Below are 15798 nucleotides of genomic sequence, written 5' to 3' on the forward strand. Positions count from 1 at the left end.
TGATGACGTGCCGAAACCGGGAGCATCTCATCGGACTGGCGCTGGTTCCGGTCCTGATGTTGGGTCTTTCGGCCTGCCTGCCTCCTGAGCAAGACGGTCTCCCTCCCGGCTCGAACTCGGCCTCACCATCGGTGGCCACTCCGTCGCAAGCCGGCACGGCTCAAGCCGACACGACACAAACGGCCCAGCCAGAGGGCACCCCGTCGTCGGACACACCTGCGGAAACCACTCCGTTACAGACCAGCTCTGCGGACGCTAAGACCGCGACACCGGAACCCACCGCGGTCGACCCCGCCGACGGTTCCAGAGCCACCGGGCAACCGCAGGAGACACCGGGACCCCAGGCGCCTTCCCGGGAACCCACAGTGGTGAGTTGGGTGCCCACCGGCCCCATCGGGCAGGATGATCCAGACCCGGGCCAACGGTATCTGCTCCTCCAACAGTTCCAGTGCGACGCGTTGGCCCAAAGCGTGGCAGGCGCAACAGACGCGGCCGTCTGGCTGGCGGGTGCCGCCGTCTGCCGCGCCCTTAAGACCGGAAGCCAGGAGGATTGGCAGCGGGCGTCCGCCGCCGTCGCCACCACGCCAAGGATCCCGCAACGGCACTGCCTTGAGTTCAGGGTGGCTGCCACGTCAGCATCTGTGGTGGCGCAGTACCGAAGCAATCCCGCCGGTATCTTCAAAGCGGAGCCGTCACCCGGAGAAGCGTGCCCCCGGCAATTGCTCGGACTGACAGTGGTTGACGAGGACTTGCGGCCCGTCACCGGGCTGACCCGCGCCTCAGGTCCCGGGACAGGTGGCACCATTGTCCGCTTGGACGGTTACTACGTGCGGGTAGGAGAGATCCTCTTCGACGGTGTCCCCACAGTCCCGGACATCGTGGCAGGGGGAGGGGACTACCAGACGTTGTACTTGCGAATGCCCCCGGCAGACGGTAGGGACACCATCCGGATCTCCATCACGGACACGGTGGATGTCGCCGGAACGGTGACATTCTTCTACGATGATTCCGCCGTTGCCGGCAACACCCCGCATCCGCCGAAGAACGCTGTGACGCCACCGGAATCCAAGCATGACGGGGACGCACCCGCTGTAAAGCCGAGCAAAGAGTCCGCCCAGTAGGGGAACCCCTGTCGACTGACTGTTCCGGGATCATGTCTTAGTCTGAGGCCATGTCGATTTTCCAGTACTACGTAGCTTCAACCATAGACGGCTTCATCGCCTCCCAGGACGACGACCTTGGATGGCTCCTGCAGTTCGACCAGGTGGACGGCGTGAACGAGAGCATCGAGTCCTTCATGGCGGGCGTCGGCTGTATTGCCATGGGAGGCGATACCTATCGCTGGCTCATGGAGCACGAACCCGGCAAATGGCCGTATCCGGACACACCCTGCTGGGTGTTCACCCATCACGAATACTCCGCTCCGGCCGGTTCGGATATCACCTTTGTCAGGGGTGACGTCCGCGAGTTCGCCCCCGACCTGCTCAAGGACGCCGGGGACAAGAACGTCTGGCTGGTGGGCGGAGGCGACCTCGTGGCCCAATTCGCCGATGCCGGCCTGCTTCACGAGATGATCGTCACCATCATTCCGGTGGTGCTGGGCGCAGGAAAGCGGTTGTTGCCGCTTAAGGGCCCGACGGCGCCACTTGAGTTGGTTTCGTCCAAGATCCTTGGTGGGGCCGCCGCCGAACTGCACTACCGGTTGCCGTGATGCTTCAGGTTCAGTGACGGTTGTCCCGGATCATATTGGTGATCCGGGCAGTTGAGAGCCTGCGCCCTTTGTCATCGGTGATAACGATCTCGTGGGTGGCCAAGGTCCCTCCGAGGTGAATGGCAGTGCACGTCCCTGTCACCACGCCGCTGGCAACGGAACGGTGGTGGGTTGCCCCCACCTCGATGCCCACCGCATGGCGACCCTTGCCGGCGTGCAGGGATGCGGCGAACGATCCCAAAGTCTCAGCCAGGACAACATGCGCGCCGCCGTGGAGGATTCCTGCCACCTGCGTGTTTCCTTCCACTGGCATGGTAGCCACCATTCGCTCGGCGCCCATTTCCGTGAACCGGATGCCCAGTTTCACCACCAGCGCGCCAACGCCGTGCGCTGAGAGCCAATCGTGGAACTCTTCGGGAACACCTGCCTCATTGAGCTCGTCGACAAACCGGTTCGGCGTGAAATTGTCCATCATGCCAACTAGGCTGGCACCTGTGAGTGAAACAACCAAACCGGACCAAGTTCCAACGGCCCAAGCTGCTGCCATCGCGACAGCACCCACCCCCTCTGCCACAGCAAACACCAGCGCTACGGGGGAGGGCCGGCCAAGGCTGCTGGTCCTGGACGGCCATTCCATGGCCTTTCGGGCTTTCTATGCCCTTCCTGCGGAGAACTTCTCCACCGCCAGGGGGCAATACACCAACGCCGTGCATGGGTTTACGTCCATGCTGATCAACTTGATCAAGGACCAGAAGCCCACCCACGTCGCTGTGGCCTTCGATGTCTCGGATGACACGACATTCCGCAAGGCGGAGTACAGCGAATACAAGGGCGGTCGCAACGCCACGCCAGCCGAGTTTGCCGGCCAGATCGGCCTGATAGCCAAGGTCATGGAAGCCTGGGGCATCAGGACCATTGCCATGCCCGGATATGAAGCCGACGACGTCCTGGCCACGCTGGCCGCTCAAGGTGATGCTGCCGGCTTCGAGGTCCTCCTTGTGTCCGGGGACAGGGACTCGTTCCAGCTGATCAATGACAACGTCTTTGTGCTGTACCCCAAGCAGGGCGTGAGCAATATCCCCAAGCTGGACGCCGCGGCCATCGAAGAGAAGTATTTCGTCAAACCCAGCCTGTACTCGGATCTCGCAGCCCTGGTGGGCGAATCCGCGGACAACCTTCCCGGCGTTCCTGGCGTCGGGCCCAAAACGGCCGCCAAGTGGATCAACCTCTACGGGGGCCTGGAAGGCATCCTCGAAAACCTTGACGCGATCGGTGGCAAAGTTGGCGGCGCCCTCAAAGAGAACCTTGAGAACGTCAAGCGCAACCGCAGGCTCAACCGGTTGCTGACCGATCTGGAGTTGCCCATCACGCTGGAGGACCTGCACGAACCGCGTCCGGATCGCCAGGCCATCGAGGAGCTGTTCGAGGAACTGGAGTTCCGGACGCTCCGGACCCGTCTTTTTGACCTTTATGGTGACGACACCGCCGGAGATGCCCCGGACACCATCGAAGCTCCCGAGTTTTCCGTCCTCACGGATGCTGCAGGACTTGAGTCGTTCTTCGCCGCCGGGTCCGGGGTGCGTTCGTCGCTGGCAGTGCAGTTGGTGCCCGGACGCGTGGGTGACGATGCGAGTGCCTTGGCTGTTGTCAGGAACAACGGAGCCGCCTACATCGAATTGACCGGACTCGACGCCGCCGCTGAGGCCGTCCTGGCCCGCTGGCTCAAGGACCCCGAGGAAGCCAAGGTCCTGCATGAGTTCAAGTCGGCGCTCAAGGCCCTGCACAACCGCGGCCTCGGCCTGGAAGGGGTAGTGGATGACACCTCCATCTCCGGCTACCTGATCCAGCCGGACCGGCGCAGCTACGACCTCGCGGAGCTCGCCCAGGTCCACTTGAAGATCTCATTGGCCACGGCTGCTGCCCAGTCCGGCCAGCTGGAGCTTGACCTCTCGGGTGAAACAGATCAAGCTGCGGCAGCAGCCCTCGTCCAGCATGCCGCCGTCGTGCATGCCCTGAGCAAGCACTTCGAAAAGGAGCTTGCAGAGCGCAAGGCCGATGCCCTGCTGACCACCCTTGAGCTCCCGGTGGCGCGTGTGCTGGCCCAGATGGAACTCACCGGCATTTTTGTGTCCACGGACCGCATGGATGAGCAGCTGGCTGACCTCACCAAAGTGATCGGGAACGCCCAGGAGCAAGCTTTTGCGGCGATCGGGCATGAGGTCAACCTCGGTTCACCCAAGCAACTCCAAACGGTGCTCTTCGACGAACTCGGCCTCCCCAAAACCAAGAAAATCAAGTCCGGTTACACCACGGATGCCGCGTCGCTGAAGGGGCTGCTGGAGAAGACGGGCCATGAATTCCTGGTTCAGCTCATGGCGCACCGGGAGTCCTCCAAGCTTGCCCAGATGGTGGAGACGCTCAAGAAGTCCGTGGCGGACGACGCACGCATCCACACCACGTACGCCCAGAACATCGCAGCCACGGGCCGCATTTCCTCCAACAACCCCAACTTGCAGAACATCCCGGTTCGCAGCGAGGAAGGGCGCCGTGTCCGCGGCATCTTCGTAGTCAGTGAAGGCTACGAGTGCCTGTTGTCTGCCGACTACTCGCAGATCGAGATGCGGATCATGGCTCACCTTTCGGGCGACGAAGCGCTGATCCAGGCATACCGTGACGGCGAGGACCTGCACCGCTTCGTCGGATCCCGGATCTTCAACGTGGCGCCGGCCGAAGTAACCAATGCCATGCGCTCCAAGGTGAAGGCGATGTCCTACGGCCTGGCGTACGGCCTGACGTCCTTCGGGTTGTCCAAGCAGTTGGAAATCTCGGTGGATGAGGCGCGGACGCTTATGAAGGACTACTTCGACCGCTTCGGCGGGGTTCGTGACTACCTGCGCGGAGTAGTGGACCAGGCCAGGACAGACGGTTACACCGCCACCATCGAGGGTCGTCGCCGCTACCTGCCGGACCTGACCAGCACCAATAGGCAGGCGCGCGAGGCGGCCGAACGCATCGCGCTGAACTCGCCCATCCAGGGTTCAGCGGCAGACCTCATCAAGCGCGCCATGCTGGGTGTCTCGGCGGAGCTCGCCAGCCAGGGCCTCAAGTCGCGGATGCTGCTGCAGGTCCACGACGAACTTGTCCTGGAAGTTGCGCCGGGAGAACGCGAAGCCGTGGAGAAGTTGGTCATCGACCAGATGGGTTCGGCCGCTGATTTGTCCGTCCCGCTGGATGTCCAGATTGGTGTCGGTTCCAGCTGGTACGAGGCCGGACACTAGCCGGGCAAGGATTCCAAGTAACGCCGGAGGGCGCGCCGCCGTGATGGTGGCGCGCCCTCCGGCGTCTGGCTAGGCTCGAAGGCGTGGCCGATCCCAATGAAAAGATGTCCGGAAAGTACACCGTCCAACGTTTCCCAGCCGTAGCCGATCCTGATGACGCCGGCTATAGCCGCTGCACCACCTGGGTGCAGGCCGTCTCCCACGGATTCCATCAACAGCGGCGCGATGATGAATATCTGGCCAAAACCCTGGTGGCCTACCAAAAAGACAAGCGTGAACTGACAGGCGTCTATGTCAATGGCACCGTGCCGGTGCATTCACTTGGCACCGACGTTCCGGTGGCAACCTACGCGACTATGCGCAAGGACCTGAACATAGGTTTTGGCCGCCAACTTGAATCCAACCTCGTCACCGCCGTGACAGTCCGCGGCACCCACCGGCGAAATGGGATCCTTCGCGGGATGATCACCGCCGACTTGGAAGCAGCCAAGGATGACGGCCTGGCCATGGCCGCCCTGACGGCGTCCGAGGCTTCCATTTATGGACGTTTCGGTTTCGGTGTGGCCACCTTTGAGCGAAGCATCAAGGTCGATACCGGACCACGCTTCCGCCTCAGGGGCCAGCCGCTGGGCACCGTGGAAGTCGCCGATCCCGCCGTGTTGTTGGACGTAGCCCCGCAGGTCTTTGAACGCGTCCAGCGGCTCTCGCCTGGTTCCATCGACAGGCAGGAGTACTACCGGCTGCTCGCTTCCGGTTCCATTGGCCATGACGGCAAGCCGGACACCTCTGTCCGCTGCGCCCTTCACTACGACCTGTCCGGGTCACTGGACGGCTACGTTTCCTACCGCTTCAAAGGTTGGGACCACAAGCCGTACACCATGGAGATTGTGGACCTCGTCGCGGCAAGCAACGCAGCCTACCTGGACCTGTGGCGTTTCCTGGGCAGCATCGACCTCATTGACGAAGTGACGTGGGCAGAAGCGCCTGTGGACGACCCTCTGGCGTGGGCCTTGGACGATCCGCGGTGCATTGAGGCCTCTGAGATCCGCGACATGCTGTGGCTCAGGATCCTCGATACTCCTGCTGCCCTGCGCGCCCGCTGCTTCCCGGTTGCCGGCAGGCTGGTGCTGGAGGTTTCGGATTCTTTGGATCTGGCGGGCGGCACCTGGGTTCTGGAGTCCGACGGCGGTGCTGCCGCCGTCGTCAACGAAGCGTCCGGCGAGGCGCCGGACCTTATCCTTGACGTCACCGACCTCGCATCCATCTACCTTGGGGCCGTGTCGCCGGTAACATTGGCCGCTGCCGGCCGAGTCAGCGAGAAAGCAGCAGGGGCTGCCTTCCTGGCCCAGCAACTGTTTGCTGTAGAACGGTCCGCCCATTGCCTGACGCACTTCTAGCAACCTAGCCTTCCGCAGCGTACGTCTTGACAACCGCATAGCCACAATCACATAGCCACAATCAGATAGGGACATCCATGGGGGATTCCAAGCGGCGGCCATTGGCCGGCCGGCGATCAGTGCTGCTTGGAATGGCGGGCCTGGCGTCAGCTGCCCTGACGGCGTGTGCCGACAGGGGCGGCGGGACGCACCCCTCTCGGTCAAACACAAACCCGTCCGCTCCAAAAACCCCGCCTACGGGTCCGGCCATAGCGCCACCTTCCGTAGCCACCAGGTCCAGTGAGCAGGCCGCAGCAGCCCTTGCGCCGGTGGTTCCACCCAAGTCGACGCCTGACAAGCAACAGATCGTGGGAGAGTTCGCTGGGAGGCGCCCCAAGGAATGGGGGCTGCATGTGACGGGAGTCGTGAACGATTCACGGTCGCATCACGTGTCGCTGACGTTCGACGCCTGCGGCGGCCCCGGGGGCACGGGGTGCGACCACGCACTGCTGAACACTCTTCGCCGGCTCAACGTCCCTGCAACCCTGTTCATCAACAGCCGATGGATCCATGCCAACCCCTCGCTTTCGGCTGAACTGGCGGTCGACCCGCTCTTCGAGCTCGCCAATCACGGCACCGGCCACCTCCCGTTGTCGGTGAACGGCAGGGCAGCGTATGGAATCCACGGGACCGCCACCGTAGCCGCTGCCTACGACGAACTTATGGGTAACCAGGCGATCCTGCAGGAGATCAGCGGAAAAGTCCCACAGTTTTTCCGTCCTGGTACTGCGTTCTACGACGACGTCGCAGTTGAGGTGACCCGGAGGCTCGGTCTGCTGCCGGTCAATTTCACAGTCAACGGCGACGGCGGCGCAACGTTTTCGGCAGCCACCGTTGCCGCCGAAGTGGGACGGGTAGTGCCCGGAGACATCGTCATTTCACACTTCAACAGGCCGGCCGCAGGCACTGCCAGCGGCTATGCGCGCGCCCTGCCGCAGCTACTGGACCACGGAGTCACGTTTGCGCGCCTGGGAGACGTCCTGTCGCCGTGACACTCCTTTTGACCCTGCTTTGCCAATGCGACTAGAATAAACGGGCGTGTACTACGTGCATGCATCCATTTGTACTAATCCACAAATCAGGATGACCCGGTATTTTGCCGTGTTCTGCCGTCCGGACCCGGGCGGCAGCGGTTTGCCTGACCGACTAACTATCCACAACGGAGCCCCTACTACATGACCATCACCTCCACCGAGAAGCCCGGTACCCCCGTAGTCGCCATTAACGACATCGGTACCGCTGAGGACTTCCTCGCAGCTGTCGACGCCACCATCAAGTACTTCAACGACGGAGACCTCGTCGAAGGTACCGTCGTCAAGGTCGACCGCGACGAAGTTCTGCTCGACATCGGTTACAAGACCGAAGGTGTCATCCCTTCCCGCGAGCTTTCCATCAAGCACGATGTTGATCCCGGTGACGTCGTCGCCGTTGGCGATCAGGTCGAAGCTTTGGTTCTCACCAAGGAAGACAAAGAAGGCCGTCTGATCCTCTCCAAGAAGCGTGCTCAGTACGAGCGCGCCTGGGGCGACATCGAGAAGGTCAAGGAAGAAGACGGTGTCGTTACCGGTACCGTCATCGAGGTTGTCAAGGGTGGCCTCATCCTGGACATCGGCCTGCGCGGCTTCCTGCCCGCATCGCTCGTGGAGATGCGTCGTGTCCGCGACCTCGCTCCGTACATCGGTCAGCAGATCGAAGCCAAGATCATCGAGCTGGACAAGAACCGCAACAACGTTGTGCTGTCCCGCCGTGCATGGCTCGAGCAGACCCAGTCCGAGGTTCGCTCCACGTTCCTCAACAAGCTGGAAAAGGGCCAGGTTCGTCCGGGCGTTGTTTCCTCCATCGTCAACTTCGGTGCATTCGTGGACCTGGGCGGCGTAGACGGCCTCGTCCACGTTTCCGAGCTGTCCTGGAAGCACATCGACCACCCGTCCGAGGTTGTCGAGGTTGGCCAGGAAGTCACCGTCGAGGTCCTCGAAGTGGATCTGGACCGCGAGCGTGTCTCCCTGTCGCTCAAGGCTACGCAGGAAGATCCGTGGCAGACCTTCGCCCGCACCCACGCCCTCGGCCAGGTTGTTCCGGGTAAGGTCACCAAGCTGGTTCCGTTCGGTGCGTTCGTTCGCGTCGAAGACGGCATCGAAGGCCTCGTGCACATCTCCGAGCTGGCTGTCCGCCACGTGGAGCTCGCAGAGCAGGTTGTCTCCGTTGGCGACGAACTGTTCGTCAAGGTCATCGACATCGACCTCGAGCGTCGCCGCATCTCCCTCTCCCTCAAGCAGGCTAACGAGGGCGTTGACGCTGACAGCACCGAGTTCGATCCCGCTCTGTACGGCATGGCCGCTGAGTACGACGAAGAGGGCAACTACAAGTACCCTGAGGGCTTCGACCCCGAGTCGAACGAATGGCTCGAAGGTTACGAGACCCAGCGCGCCGCTTGGGAGCAGCAGTACGCTGACGCCCAGACCCGCTGGGAAGCCCACAAGAAGCAGGTTGCCCAGCACGCTGCCGACGACGCTGCTGCTGCAACGTCCGGTGAGAGCGACTCCGGCACCACGAGCTACTCCTCGGAGCCTGCTGCTGCCGAGTCCAACGCTGGTACCCTGGCGTCTGACGAAGCACTCGCCGCACTGCGTGAGAAGCTGACCGGCAACTAATTCCGCCTCCCTCACGGGATGTGCTGAATAGCCAGGAAAGGACCCCTGCCTTCGGGCAGGGGTCCTTTTGCTTTAATCCGGAAAGCCGCCCATGTTCAGCGGGGGACGTCAACCCATTCGGTTCCCTGTGGCTTGAGCTCCACGTTGCCGGCTGTCAGCGAAGCCAGCCGTGAGCGGGCCGCCTCGATGGCTGCTGCATCATCCGGCAAAGCCACTCGAAGTACGGTGTGCCTGGGTTCGTATCCGGTCTCCGCCATGACGTAGCCGGCGCTGCGAAGTTCGTTCTCCACACGGCCGGCCTCGGCGTGGGGGACGTCGATGGCGCACAAACGTAGTCTTTGCCGCCGGACCAACGAGGCGAGATCCAACGCAGTAGAAACAGATTCCGAATACGCCCGGACCAGGCCACCCGCACCCAGGAGGACACCGCCGAAATAGCGCACGACGACGGCACTTACGTCGCTGAGGTTCGTCAGCCCCGGCGCGGTCTCACGTTTGATCAGGGCCTCCAGCATGGGAATGCCTGCCGTGCCCGAGGGTTCACCGTCGTCGCTGGACCGTTGAATCATCCGATCAGGACCTAAGACGAAAGCTGAGCAATGGTGACGGGCGTCGTGGAATTCACGCCGCAAGTCACTAACCAGTGAGCGGGCGGTTTCCTCGTCGGGTGAGCGCCGAAGAACGGTAATGAAACGGGACCGCCGGATCTCCAGTTCGTGGCGGAAATCCCCACCCACCGCCAGTGTCGTGTACGTTGTCGCGCGGCTGTCATCCTCATTTTCCACCGCTTCAGTCTAGTGTTGGAGGGTGCTGAAGATCGGGCTGACGGGCGGCATCGCCTCGGGGAAATCACTGGTGGCATCCAGGTTGCAGGAATTGGGTGCGATCCTTGTGGACGCAGATCTCATTGCGCGGGAAGTGGTGGAGCCTGGAACTCCGGGACTGGCCCGCGTCGTGGAGGCCTTTGGCCATGGGATTCTTGACGAGCAGGGCCGGCTTGATCGACCCAAACTGGGCTCCATCGTGTTCCACGATCCCGCCCAGCGCCGAGTGCTGAATGGCATCGTCCATCCGTTGGTCCGCGAGGCTGCTGCGGCGATTGTGTCAGGTGCAGGCCCTGGTGACATCGTGGTCCAGGACATTCCGCTCCTCGTCGAAACCGGGCAGGGCAGCAACTTCCACTTGGTAGTGGTGGTGGATGCTCCCGACGACGTGCGCATTCAGCGCATGGTGGAGGTCCGCGGGATGTCCAGGGATGACGCACTGGCCCGAATGTCGTCACAGGCCACGCGTGCGGAACGAAATGCCGCTGCCGACATTGTCCTGGACAACTCCGGAAGCCGGCAAGAGCTGCTCGCCGCCGTGGATACTCTGTGGGAGGGCCGCCTGGTGCCCTTCGCGGAGAACCTCAGCCGGGGCACCAGGGCATCCCGTAAAGAGGGCCCTGTCATGAGCGGGTCGAAGGGGGAGTGGAAGGACGAAGCCGAACGGCTCGCGGAGCGCATTCTCGTTGCCGCTCCCCACGACATCCTTGCAGTGGACCATATCGGCTCGACGTCGGTACCGGGACTGGTGGCAAAGGACGTGATCGACCTCCAACTCTCTGTGGCTGATCTGGGGACAGCGGACCGCATCGCGCCTCTCCTCGCTGCTGCCGGTTTCCCCTCGGTGCCGCAGGCAATTGAGGACACCCCGAAACCCTCTCACCCCGTTCCTGCGCATTGGCAGAAAAGACTCCATGCCAACGCTGATCCAGGTCGGCCCGTGAATCTGCACGTCCGGGTGGCAGGCTCACCCGGATGGCGCTATGCGCTGCTTTTCCGTGACTGGTTGCGGGCAGAACCACCAGCCGTGGCGCTGTATCAGGCACACAAACAGGAATTGGCGGCCGCGCATGCGGCGGATCACGGCACAGGGGACTACTCAGAGGCAAAGGAGCCGTGGTTCACCGAGGTCGCCTGGCCGCTCATGAACGCCTGGGCCGAGCGCACAGGCTGGATGCCGCCGTCGTATAAGTCTTCAGCTGAAGGCAAACGCGGACAGTAGCTGTCCTGGGGCGGGGGTAGATTGGTTTTATGAGCCTTGCCCAGGAAATCAACCGTGTCGTCGCGCCTTTCGAAGTGATCAGTGAGTTCAAACCCGCCGGTGATCAGCCGACTGCCATCGCAGAACTCACCGAACGAATCAACAACGGCGAAAAGGACGTTGTCCTCCTCGGCGCCACTGGTACGGGTAAGAGCGCCACCACGGCATGGCTCATCGAGCAGGTCCAGCGACCCACCCTGGTCATGGTCCAGAACAAGACCCTCGCGGCCCAGCTGGCCAATGAATTCCGGGAGCTGCTGCCCAACAATGCGGTGGAGTACTTCGTCTCCTACTACGACTACTACCAGCCCGAGGCATACGTAGCGCAGACGGATACCTTCATTGAGAAAGACTCCTCCATCAATGAGGAAGTGGAAAGGCTTCGGCACTCTGCCACCAACGCCTTGCTGACCCGCCGGGACGTCATCGTAGTGGCCACAGTGTCCTGCATCTACGGCTTGGGTACGCCTGAAGAGTACATCGCCGGCATGGTCACGCTCCGCAAGGGCGCAGAAATGAACCGCGACCACCTCCTCCGGAAGTTCGTTTCCATGCAGTACGCACGCAATGACATGGACTTCCATCGGGGCACCTTCCGTGTCCGTGGCGATACCGTGGAGATCATCCCTATGTACGAGGAACTCGCCATACGGATCGAATTCTTCGGTGATGAAATCGAGAACATCCAGACACTCCATCCCCTCACCGGTGAGGTTCTCCGGGACGAGGAAGAGATGTATGTGTTCCCGGCATCGCACTATGTGGCGGGTCCTGAGCGTATGGCGCGAGCGATCAAGCGGATCGAGGACGAACTTGCTGATCGCTTACAGGTCCTCGAAGGCCAGAACAAGCTTGTGGAAGCCCAGAGACTCCGGATGCGCACAACGTACGACCTCGAAATGATGCAGCAGATGGGTTTCTGCAACGGTATTGAGAACTACTCCGTCCATATCGATGGCCGCGAGCCCGGAACGGCACCACACTGCCTGATCGACTACTTCCCGGATGACTTCCTTCTCGTGGTTGATGAATCCCATGTCACCATTCCGCAGATCGGTGCCATGTACGAGGGCGATATGTCCCGTAAGCGCAATCTCGTGGACTTCGGCTTCCGCCTGCCGTCGGCCATGGACAACCGGCCCCTGAAATGGGATGAATTCCTGGAACGCATCGGCCAGACCGTGTACCTGTCCGCCACCCCGGGTAAGTACGAGCTTGGCAAAGCCGACGGCTACGTTCAGCAGATCATTCGCCCCACCGGCCTCATCGACCCCGAGGTTGTAGTCAAGCCCACCAAGGGTCAGATCGATGACCTGCTCGGTGAAATCAGGACCCGCACGGAAAAGAACGAACGCGTCCTGGTCACCACGTTGACCAAGCGCATGGCAGAGGACCTCACGGACTACCTGGTGGGGCATGGCGTCAAGGTGGAATATCTTCACTCCGACGTCGACACCCTGCGTCGAGTGGAACTGCTCCGCGAGCTCCGGATGGGCGTCTTCGACGTTCTGGTGGGCATCAACCTGCTCCGCGAAGGCTTGGACCTTCCCGAGGTTTCCCTCGTCAGCATCCTGGATGCCGACAAGGAAGGTTTCCTGCGTTCCTCTACCTCCCTGATCCAGACCATCGGACGTGCCGCCCGTAACGTCTCGGGTCAGGTACATATGTACGCGGACCGGATCACGGACTCCATGGCCCACGCTATTGAGGAGACTAACCGGCGCCGTGCCATCCAAGTCCAATACAACACGGATCACGGCATAGACCCCCAGCCGTTGCGCAAGAAAATTGCCGACATCACCGATCAGCTGGCCAAGGAAGACGCAGACACCCAGGAGCTGCTCAACAACAACCGCTTGGCCAAGGGTGGGAAGCGCAGCAAATCGGCTGCCAAGGGTGCCGCCACGGTCCGGCAGGATGGTCTTGCCGCAGCTCCCGCTGAAGACCTCGTGGGACTCATCGAGCAACTGACGGAACAGATGCACGGGGCAGCTGCTGAACTGCAATTCGAAGTCGCGGCCCGCATCCGTGATGAAGTCAAGGAGTTGAAGCGCGAATTACGCCAGATGCAGTCCGCCGGGCACGCCTAGGGTAAGGTTGAGGTCACGTAGGGGAGTATCCCAAGCGCTACGTCCGTCAGCACGCAAGGCACAGATGCCTCGCCGGACCTAGCGGGCCGCCAAAATCTGCATTCACCGCACCCTGGCAGGCCGGAGAGACTTACACCGCTTTCCCGTACCCTGCGAAAGGCACCTTTAATGCAGCTTCCCGTCTGGTTCGAGATCGGCTCCTTTGTCGTTCTCGGAATCATCCTGCTGATCGACCTCCTGTTGGTCGTTAAGCGTCCCCATGAACCTTCCATGAAAGAAGCCGGCCTGTGGGTCAGCTTTTACGTAGGACTTGCCCTGCTGTTTGCAGTTGCAATGTTTATCTTTGCGGGCCCCGAATATGGCGGCCAATTCGTCGCAGGCTGGGTCACTGAGTACAGCCTGAGCATCGACAACCTCTTTGTGTTCATCATCATCATGGCCCGCTTCTCGGTGCCCCGTAAGTACCAGCAGGAAGTGCTGATGGTGGGCATCATCATCGCCCTGATCCTTCGCGGTATCTTCATCGCCCTGGGCGCAGTGGTCATCGAGCAGTTCAGCTGGGTGTTCTACATCTTTGGCGCATTCCTGCTGTGGACAGCCTGGAAGCAGGCCAAGGATTCCGGCGAGGACGAAGAAGACACTGAGAACCCGCTCATTGCCCGGATCCGCAAGGTTCTCCCGATGTCCGAGAAATTTGACGGCAACAAGATCCGCACCATGGTGGACGGCAAGAAGGTCTTCACCCCCATGCTGATCGTCTTTATCACGATCGGCCTGACCGACCTCCTGTTCGCTGTGGACTCCATCCCCGCGATCTTTGGCCTGACCCAAAGCGCTTTCATCGTCTTCACTGCCAACATCTTCGCCTTGATGGGCTTGCGCCAGCTGTACTTCCTCCTCGGCGGTCTCATGACACGCCTGGTGTACCTGAAGCATGCCCTGTCCGTCATTCTGGCCTTCATCGGGGTCAAGCTTGTCCTGCACGCCATGCACGTGAACGAACTTCCGTTCATCAACGGTGGACACCACATCGAGTGGGCTCCTGAGATCCCCACGTATGTGTCGCTGGCGGTCATTGTCGGTACCATCCTCGTTGCTGTTGTTGCCAGCCTGATGAGCCCTCAAGCACGGCAGGCCAAGCTGGATGCCCGACTCGAGGCAGATGTCAAAAAGAGCATGAGCGAGGCAGAGTAAGTACCTCCAAAGGTTGTAGTCTCGTGAAGTGACTACCACTTCAACTACGGCGCTGGACCCACAACGGGTTCAGCGCCGTACTGTTTTCCTGCTCAGTTCCGCACAGCTGCTCAGCGGCGTTGGCAATGGTGCGACCCTTTCAATCGGATCCCTGCTGGCCGTGGACCTATCAGGTTCCGAAGCCTGGGCTGGCTCGATCACCACCGTCCTGACACTGGCTGCAGCAATCGCAGCCCTGCCGCTGGCAAGGTTGGCTGAGTCACGCGGCCGGCGCGTAGGGCTCGTCACCGGCCTGGCAGCTGCGATGGCGGGTGCCTTGCTCATCATTACCGCAGTCATGAGCGAGTCGTTCGTGCTGCTTTTGCTTGGCGCAGCTTTTCTGGGCCTTGGCACAGCGGCGAACCTGCAGGCTCGTTTCGCCGCTGTCGACCTCGCCGAACCCGAGCACCGCGGACGATCATTGTCCACGGTGGTCTGGGCCATCACCATCGGGGCCGTGGCAGGGCCCAACCTGATTCAGCCGGGAGCCACCGTAGGTGCGGCACTTGGCCTGCCGCCCATCGCGGGCCCCTTTGTGTTCTCCGCCGTCGGATTGTTCCTGGCCGCGGGGCTTCTGTTTGCGGGACTACGGCCGGACCCTCTGCTGCTGTCCCGCCGCTTGGCCCGTCAGGCTGACGTCAACGGCGAGCCGGGAGCTCAGCCTGTCCGGGGAACCATCAGGTCCGGTCTTCGAGCCGTCCGATCATCACCACAGGCGATACTGGCCCTGGCAGCCGTCGTAGCTGCCCACGCCGTCATGGTGGCGGTCATGTCCATGACCCCGCTGCATCTTCAACAGCTCGTGGGCGGATCCCATGAGGGACACCATGGAACCACCGGCAGCACGGATGCACTGGTGGTTATCGGGCTCACGATTTCGCTGCACATCGCTGGAATGTTCGCTTTATCGCCACTCTGGGGTTGGCTAACGGACAAGGCCGGCCGCTTTCAGACCATTGCCATGGGCCATGGACTTCTTCTTGTGGCGGTGTTCGTCGCTGGATTCGGCCAGCAGGAGCCCGTGTTGGTGACCGTGGGGTTGATACTCCTGGGCCTGGGCTGGTCGGCGGCAACAATTGCAGGGTCAACGCTGTTGGCCGAGAGTGTCGTGCCTGACCAACGGGTCACGGTTCAAGGTGTCTCGGACACGCTGATGGGTGCCGCCGGAGCGCTCGGAGGCGCAACCTCCGGCCTGCTTCTTGCGTGGATCGGCTATCAAGGGCTCAACATCGCTTCCAGCCTTCTCGCCGCAGGCGTGCTGGCTCTGACGGCCATTACGGCAAAACGGCAGGGGGGGGGGGCCCCCCGCCGCGG

The 15798-nt window shown here is 61.9% G+C and carries 12 protein-coding genes; 10 read left to right on the forward strand and 2 right to left on the reverse strand.

What is annotated here, in order from left to right; all coding sequences use genetic code 11:
- Positions 1–2: 2 nt before the first annotated feature.
- Together A477_RS22355 and A477_RS0114570 are read left to right on the forward strand one after the other, a co-directional pair.
- The gene (locus A477_RS22355; protein WP_049941411.1) at positions 3–1121 is read left to right on the forward strand and encodes a hypothetical protein; all 1119 of its coding nucleotides are present in this window, start codon (positions 3–5) and stop codon (positions 1119–1121) included.
- 50 nt (positions 1122–1171) lie between these two features.
- A complete protein-coding gene (locus tag A477_RS0114570) occupies positions 1172–1711 on the forward strand; it encodes a dihydrofolate reductase family protein (RefSeq protein ID WP_017199698.1) in 540 nt (179 codons plus the stop codon).
- Positions 1712–1721: 10 nt separating this feature from the next.
- Here the strand turns inward: A477_RS0114570 and A477_RS22360 are convergent, their stop codons facing one another.
- Complete coding sequence (locus A477_RS22360; protein WP_026005651.1) at positions 1722–2186, reverse strand: hotdog fold thioesterase; 465 nt, start codon at positions 2184–2186, stop codon at positions 1722–1724.
- Positions 2187–2346: 160 nt separating this feature from the next.
- Between A477_RS22360 and polA the strand changes: the two genes are divergently transcribed.
- The 4 genes from polA (at position 2347) to rpsA (ending at position 9076) form a co-directional block, all read left to right on the forward strand.
- Positions 2347–4989 carry a DNA polymerase I gene (gene polA / locus A477_RS0114580; RefSeq protein WP_017199700.1) on the forward strand — a complete coding sequence of 881 codons (2643 nt, stop codon included), beginning with the start codon at positions 2347–2349 and terminating at the stop codon, positions 4987–4989.
- Positions 4990–5072: 83 nt separating this feature from the next.
- On the forward strand, positions 5073–6386 hold the full coding sequence (locus A477_RS0114585) for a GNAT family N-acetyltransferase (protein ID WP_017199701.1): 1314 nt from the start codon (positions 5073–5075) through the stop codon (positions 6384–6386).
- Between the two features lie 77 nt (positions 6387–6463).
- Positions 6464–7417, forward strand: a complete 954-nt coding sequence (locus tag A477_RS0114590; protein WP_026005652.1) for a polysaccharide deacetylase family protein — start codon at positions 6464–6466, stop codon at positions 7415–7417.
- Positions 7418–7600: 183 nt separating this feature from the next.
- Positions 7601–9076, forward strand: a complete 1476-nt coding sequence (rpsA, locus tag A477_RS0114595) for a 30S ribosomal protein S1 (RefSeq protein ID WP_011774756.1) — start codon at positions 7601–7603, stop codon at positions 9074–9076.
- Between the two features lie 95 nt (positions 9077–9171).
- On the opposite strand, the gene A477_RS0114600 is transcribed toward rpsA, so the two are convergent.
- Entirely contained in the window at positions 9172–9861 is a 690-nt protein-coding gene (locus tag A477_RS0114600) for an IMPACT family protein (RefSeq protein ID WP_017199703.1), read from the reverse strand.
- A gap of 22 nt (positions 9862–9883) precedes the next feature.
- Between A477_RS0114600 and coaE the strand changes: the two genes are divergently transcribed.
- From coaE to A477_RS22365, 4 genes are all read left to right on the forward strand, one after another.
- Positions 9884–11122, forward strand: a complete 1239-nt coding sequence (gene coaE, locus A477_RS0114605; protein ID WP_017199704.1) for a dephospho-CoA kinase — start codon at positions 9884–9886, stop codon at positions 11120–11122.
- Between the two features lie 29 nt (positions 11123–11151).
- Entirely contained in the window at positions 11152–13251 is a 2100-nt protein-coding gene (gene uvrB, locus A477_RS0114610; RefSeq protein ID WP_017199705.1) for an excinuclease ABC subunit UvrB, read from the forward strand.
- Between the two features lie 168 nt (positions 13252–13419).
- Positions 13420–14445 carry a TerC family protein gene (locus A477_RS0114615; RefSeq protein WP_017199706.1) on the forward strand — a complete coding sequence of 342 codons (1026 nt, stop codon included), beginning with the start codon at positions 13420–13422 and terminating at the stop codon, positions 14443–14445.
- A gap of 28 nt (positions 14446–14473) precedes the next feature.
- Positions 14474–15798 (forward strand): MFS transporter (locus tag A477_RS22365; protein ID WP_017199707.1); only part of this gene is annotated, 1325 nt, incomplete at its 3' end.

It is taken from the genome of Arthrobacter sp. M2012083 (assembly GCF_000281065.1).
Classification (GTDB): domain Bacteria; phylum Actinomycetota; class Actinomycetes; order Actinomycetales; family Micrococcaceae; genus Arthrobacter.

Excerpts from the sequence above, each read along its gene's own strand:
- rpsA (WP_011774756.1), top strand. The coding sequence starts at position 7,601 with ATGACCATCACCTCCACCGAGAAGCCCGGTACCCCCGTAGTCGCCATT.
- A477_RS22360 (WP_026005651.1), bottom strand. The coding sequence starts at position 2,186 with ATGATGGACAATTTCACGCCGAACCGGTTTGTCGACGAGCTCAATGAG.
- uvrB (WP_017199705.1), top strand. The coding sequence starts at position 11,152 with ATGAGCCTTGCCCAGGAAATCAACCGTGTCGTCGCGCCTTTCGAAGTG.
- polA (WP_017199700.1), top strand. The coding sequence starts at position 2,347 with ATGGCCTTTCGGGCTTTCTATGCCCTTCCTGCGGAGAACTTCTCCACC.
- A477_RS0114615 (WP_017199706.1), top strand. The coding sequence starts at position 13,420 with ATGCAGCTTCCCGTCTGGTTCGAGATCGGCTCCTTTGTCGTTCTCGGA.
- A477_RS0114590 (WP_026005652.1), top strand. The coding sequence starts at position 6,464 with ATGGGGGATTCCAAGCGGCGGCCATTGGCCGGCCGGCGATCAGTGCTG.
- A477_RS0114570 (WP_017199698.1), top strand. The coding sequence starts at position 1,172 with ATGTCGATTTTCCAGTACTACGTAGCTTCAACCATAGACGGCTTCATC.
- A477_RS22355 (WP_049941411.1), top strand. The coding sequence starts at position 3 with ATGACGTGCCGAAACCGGGAGCATCTCATCGGACTGGCGCTGGTTCCG.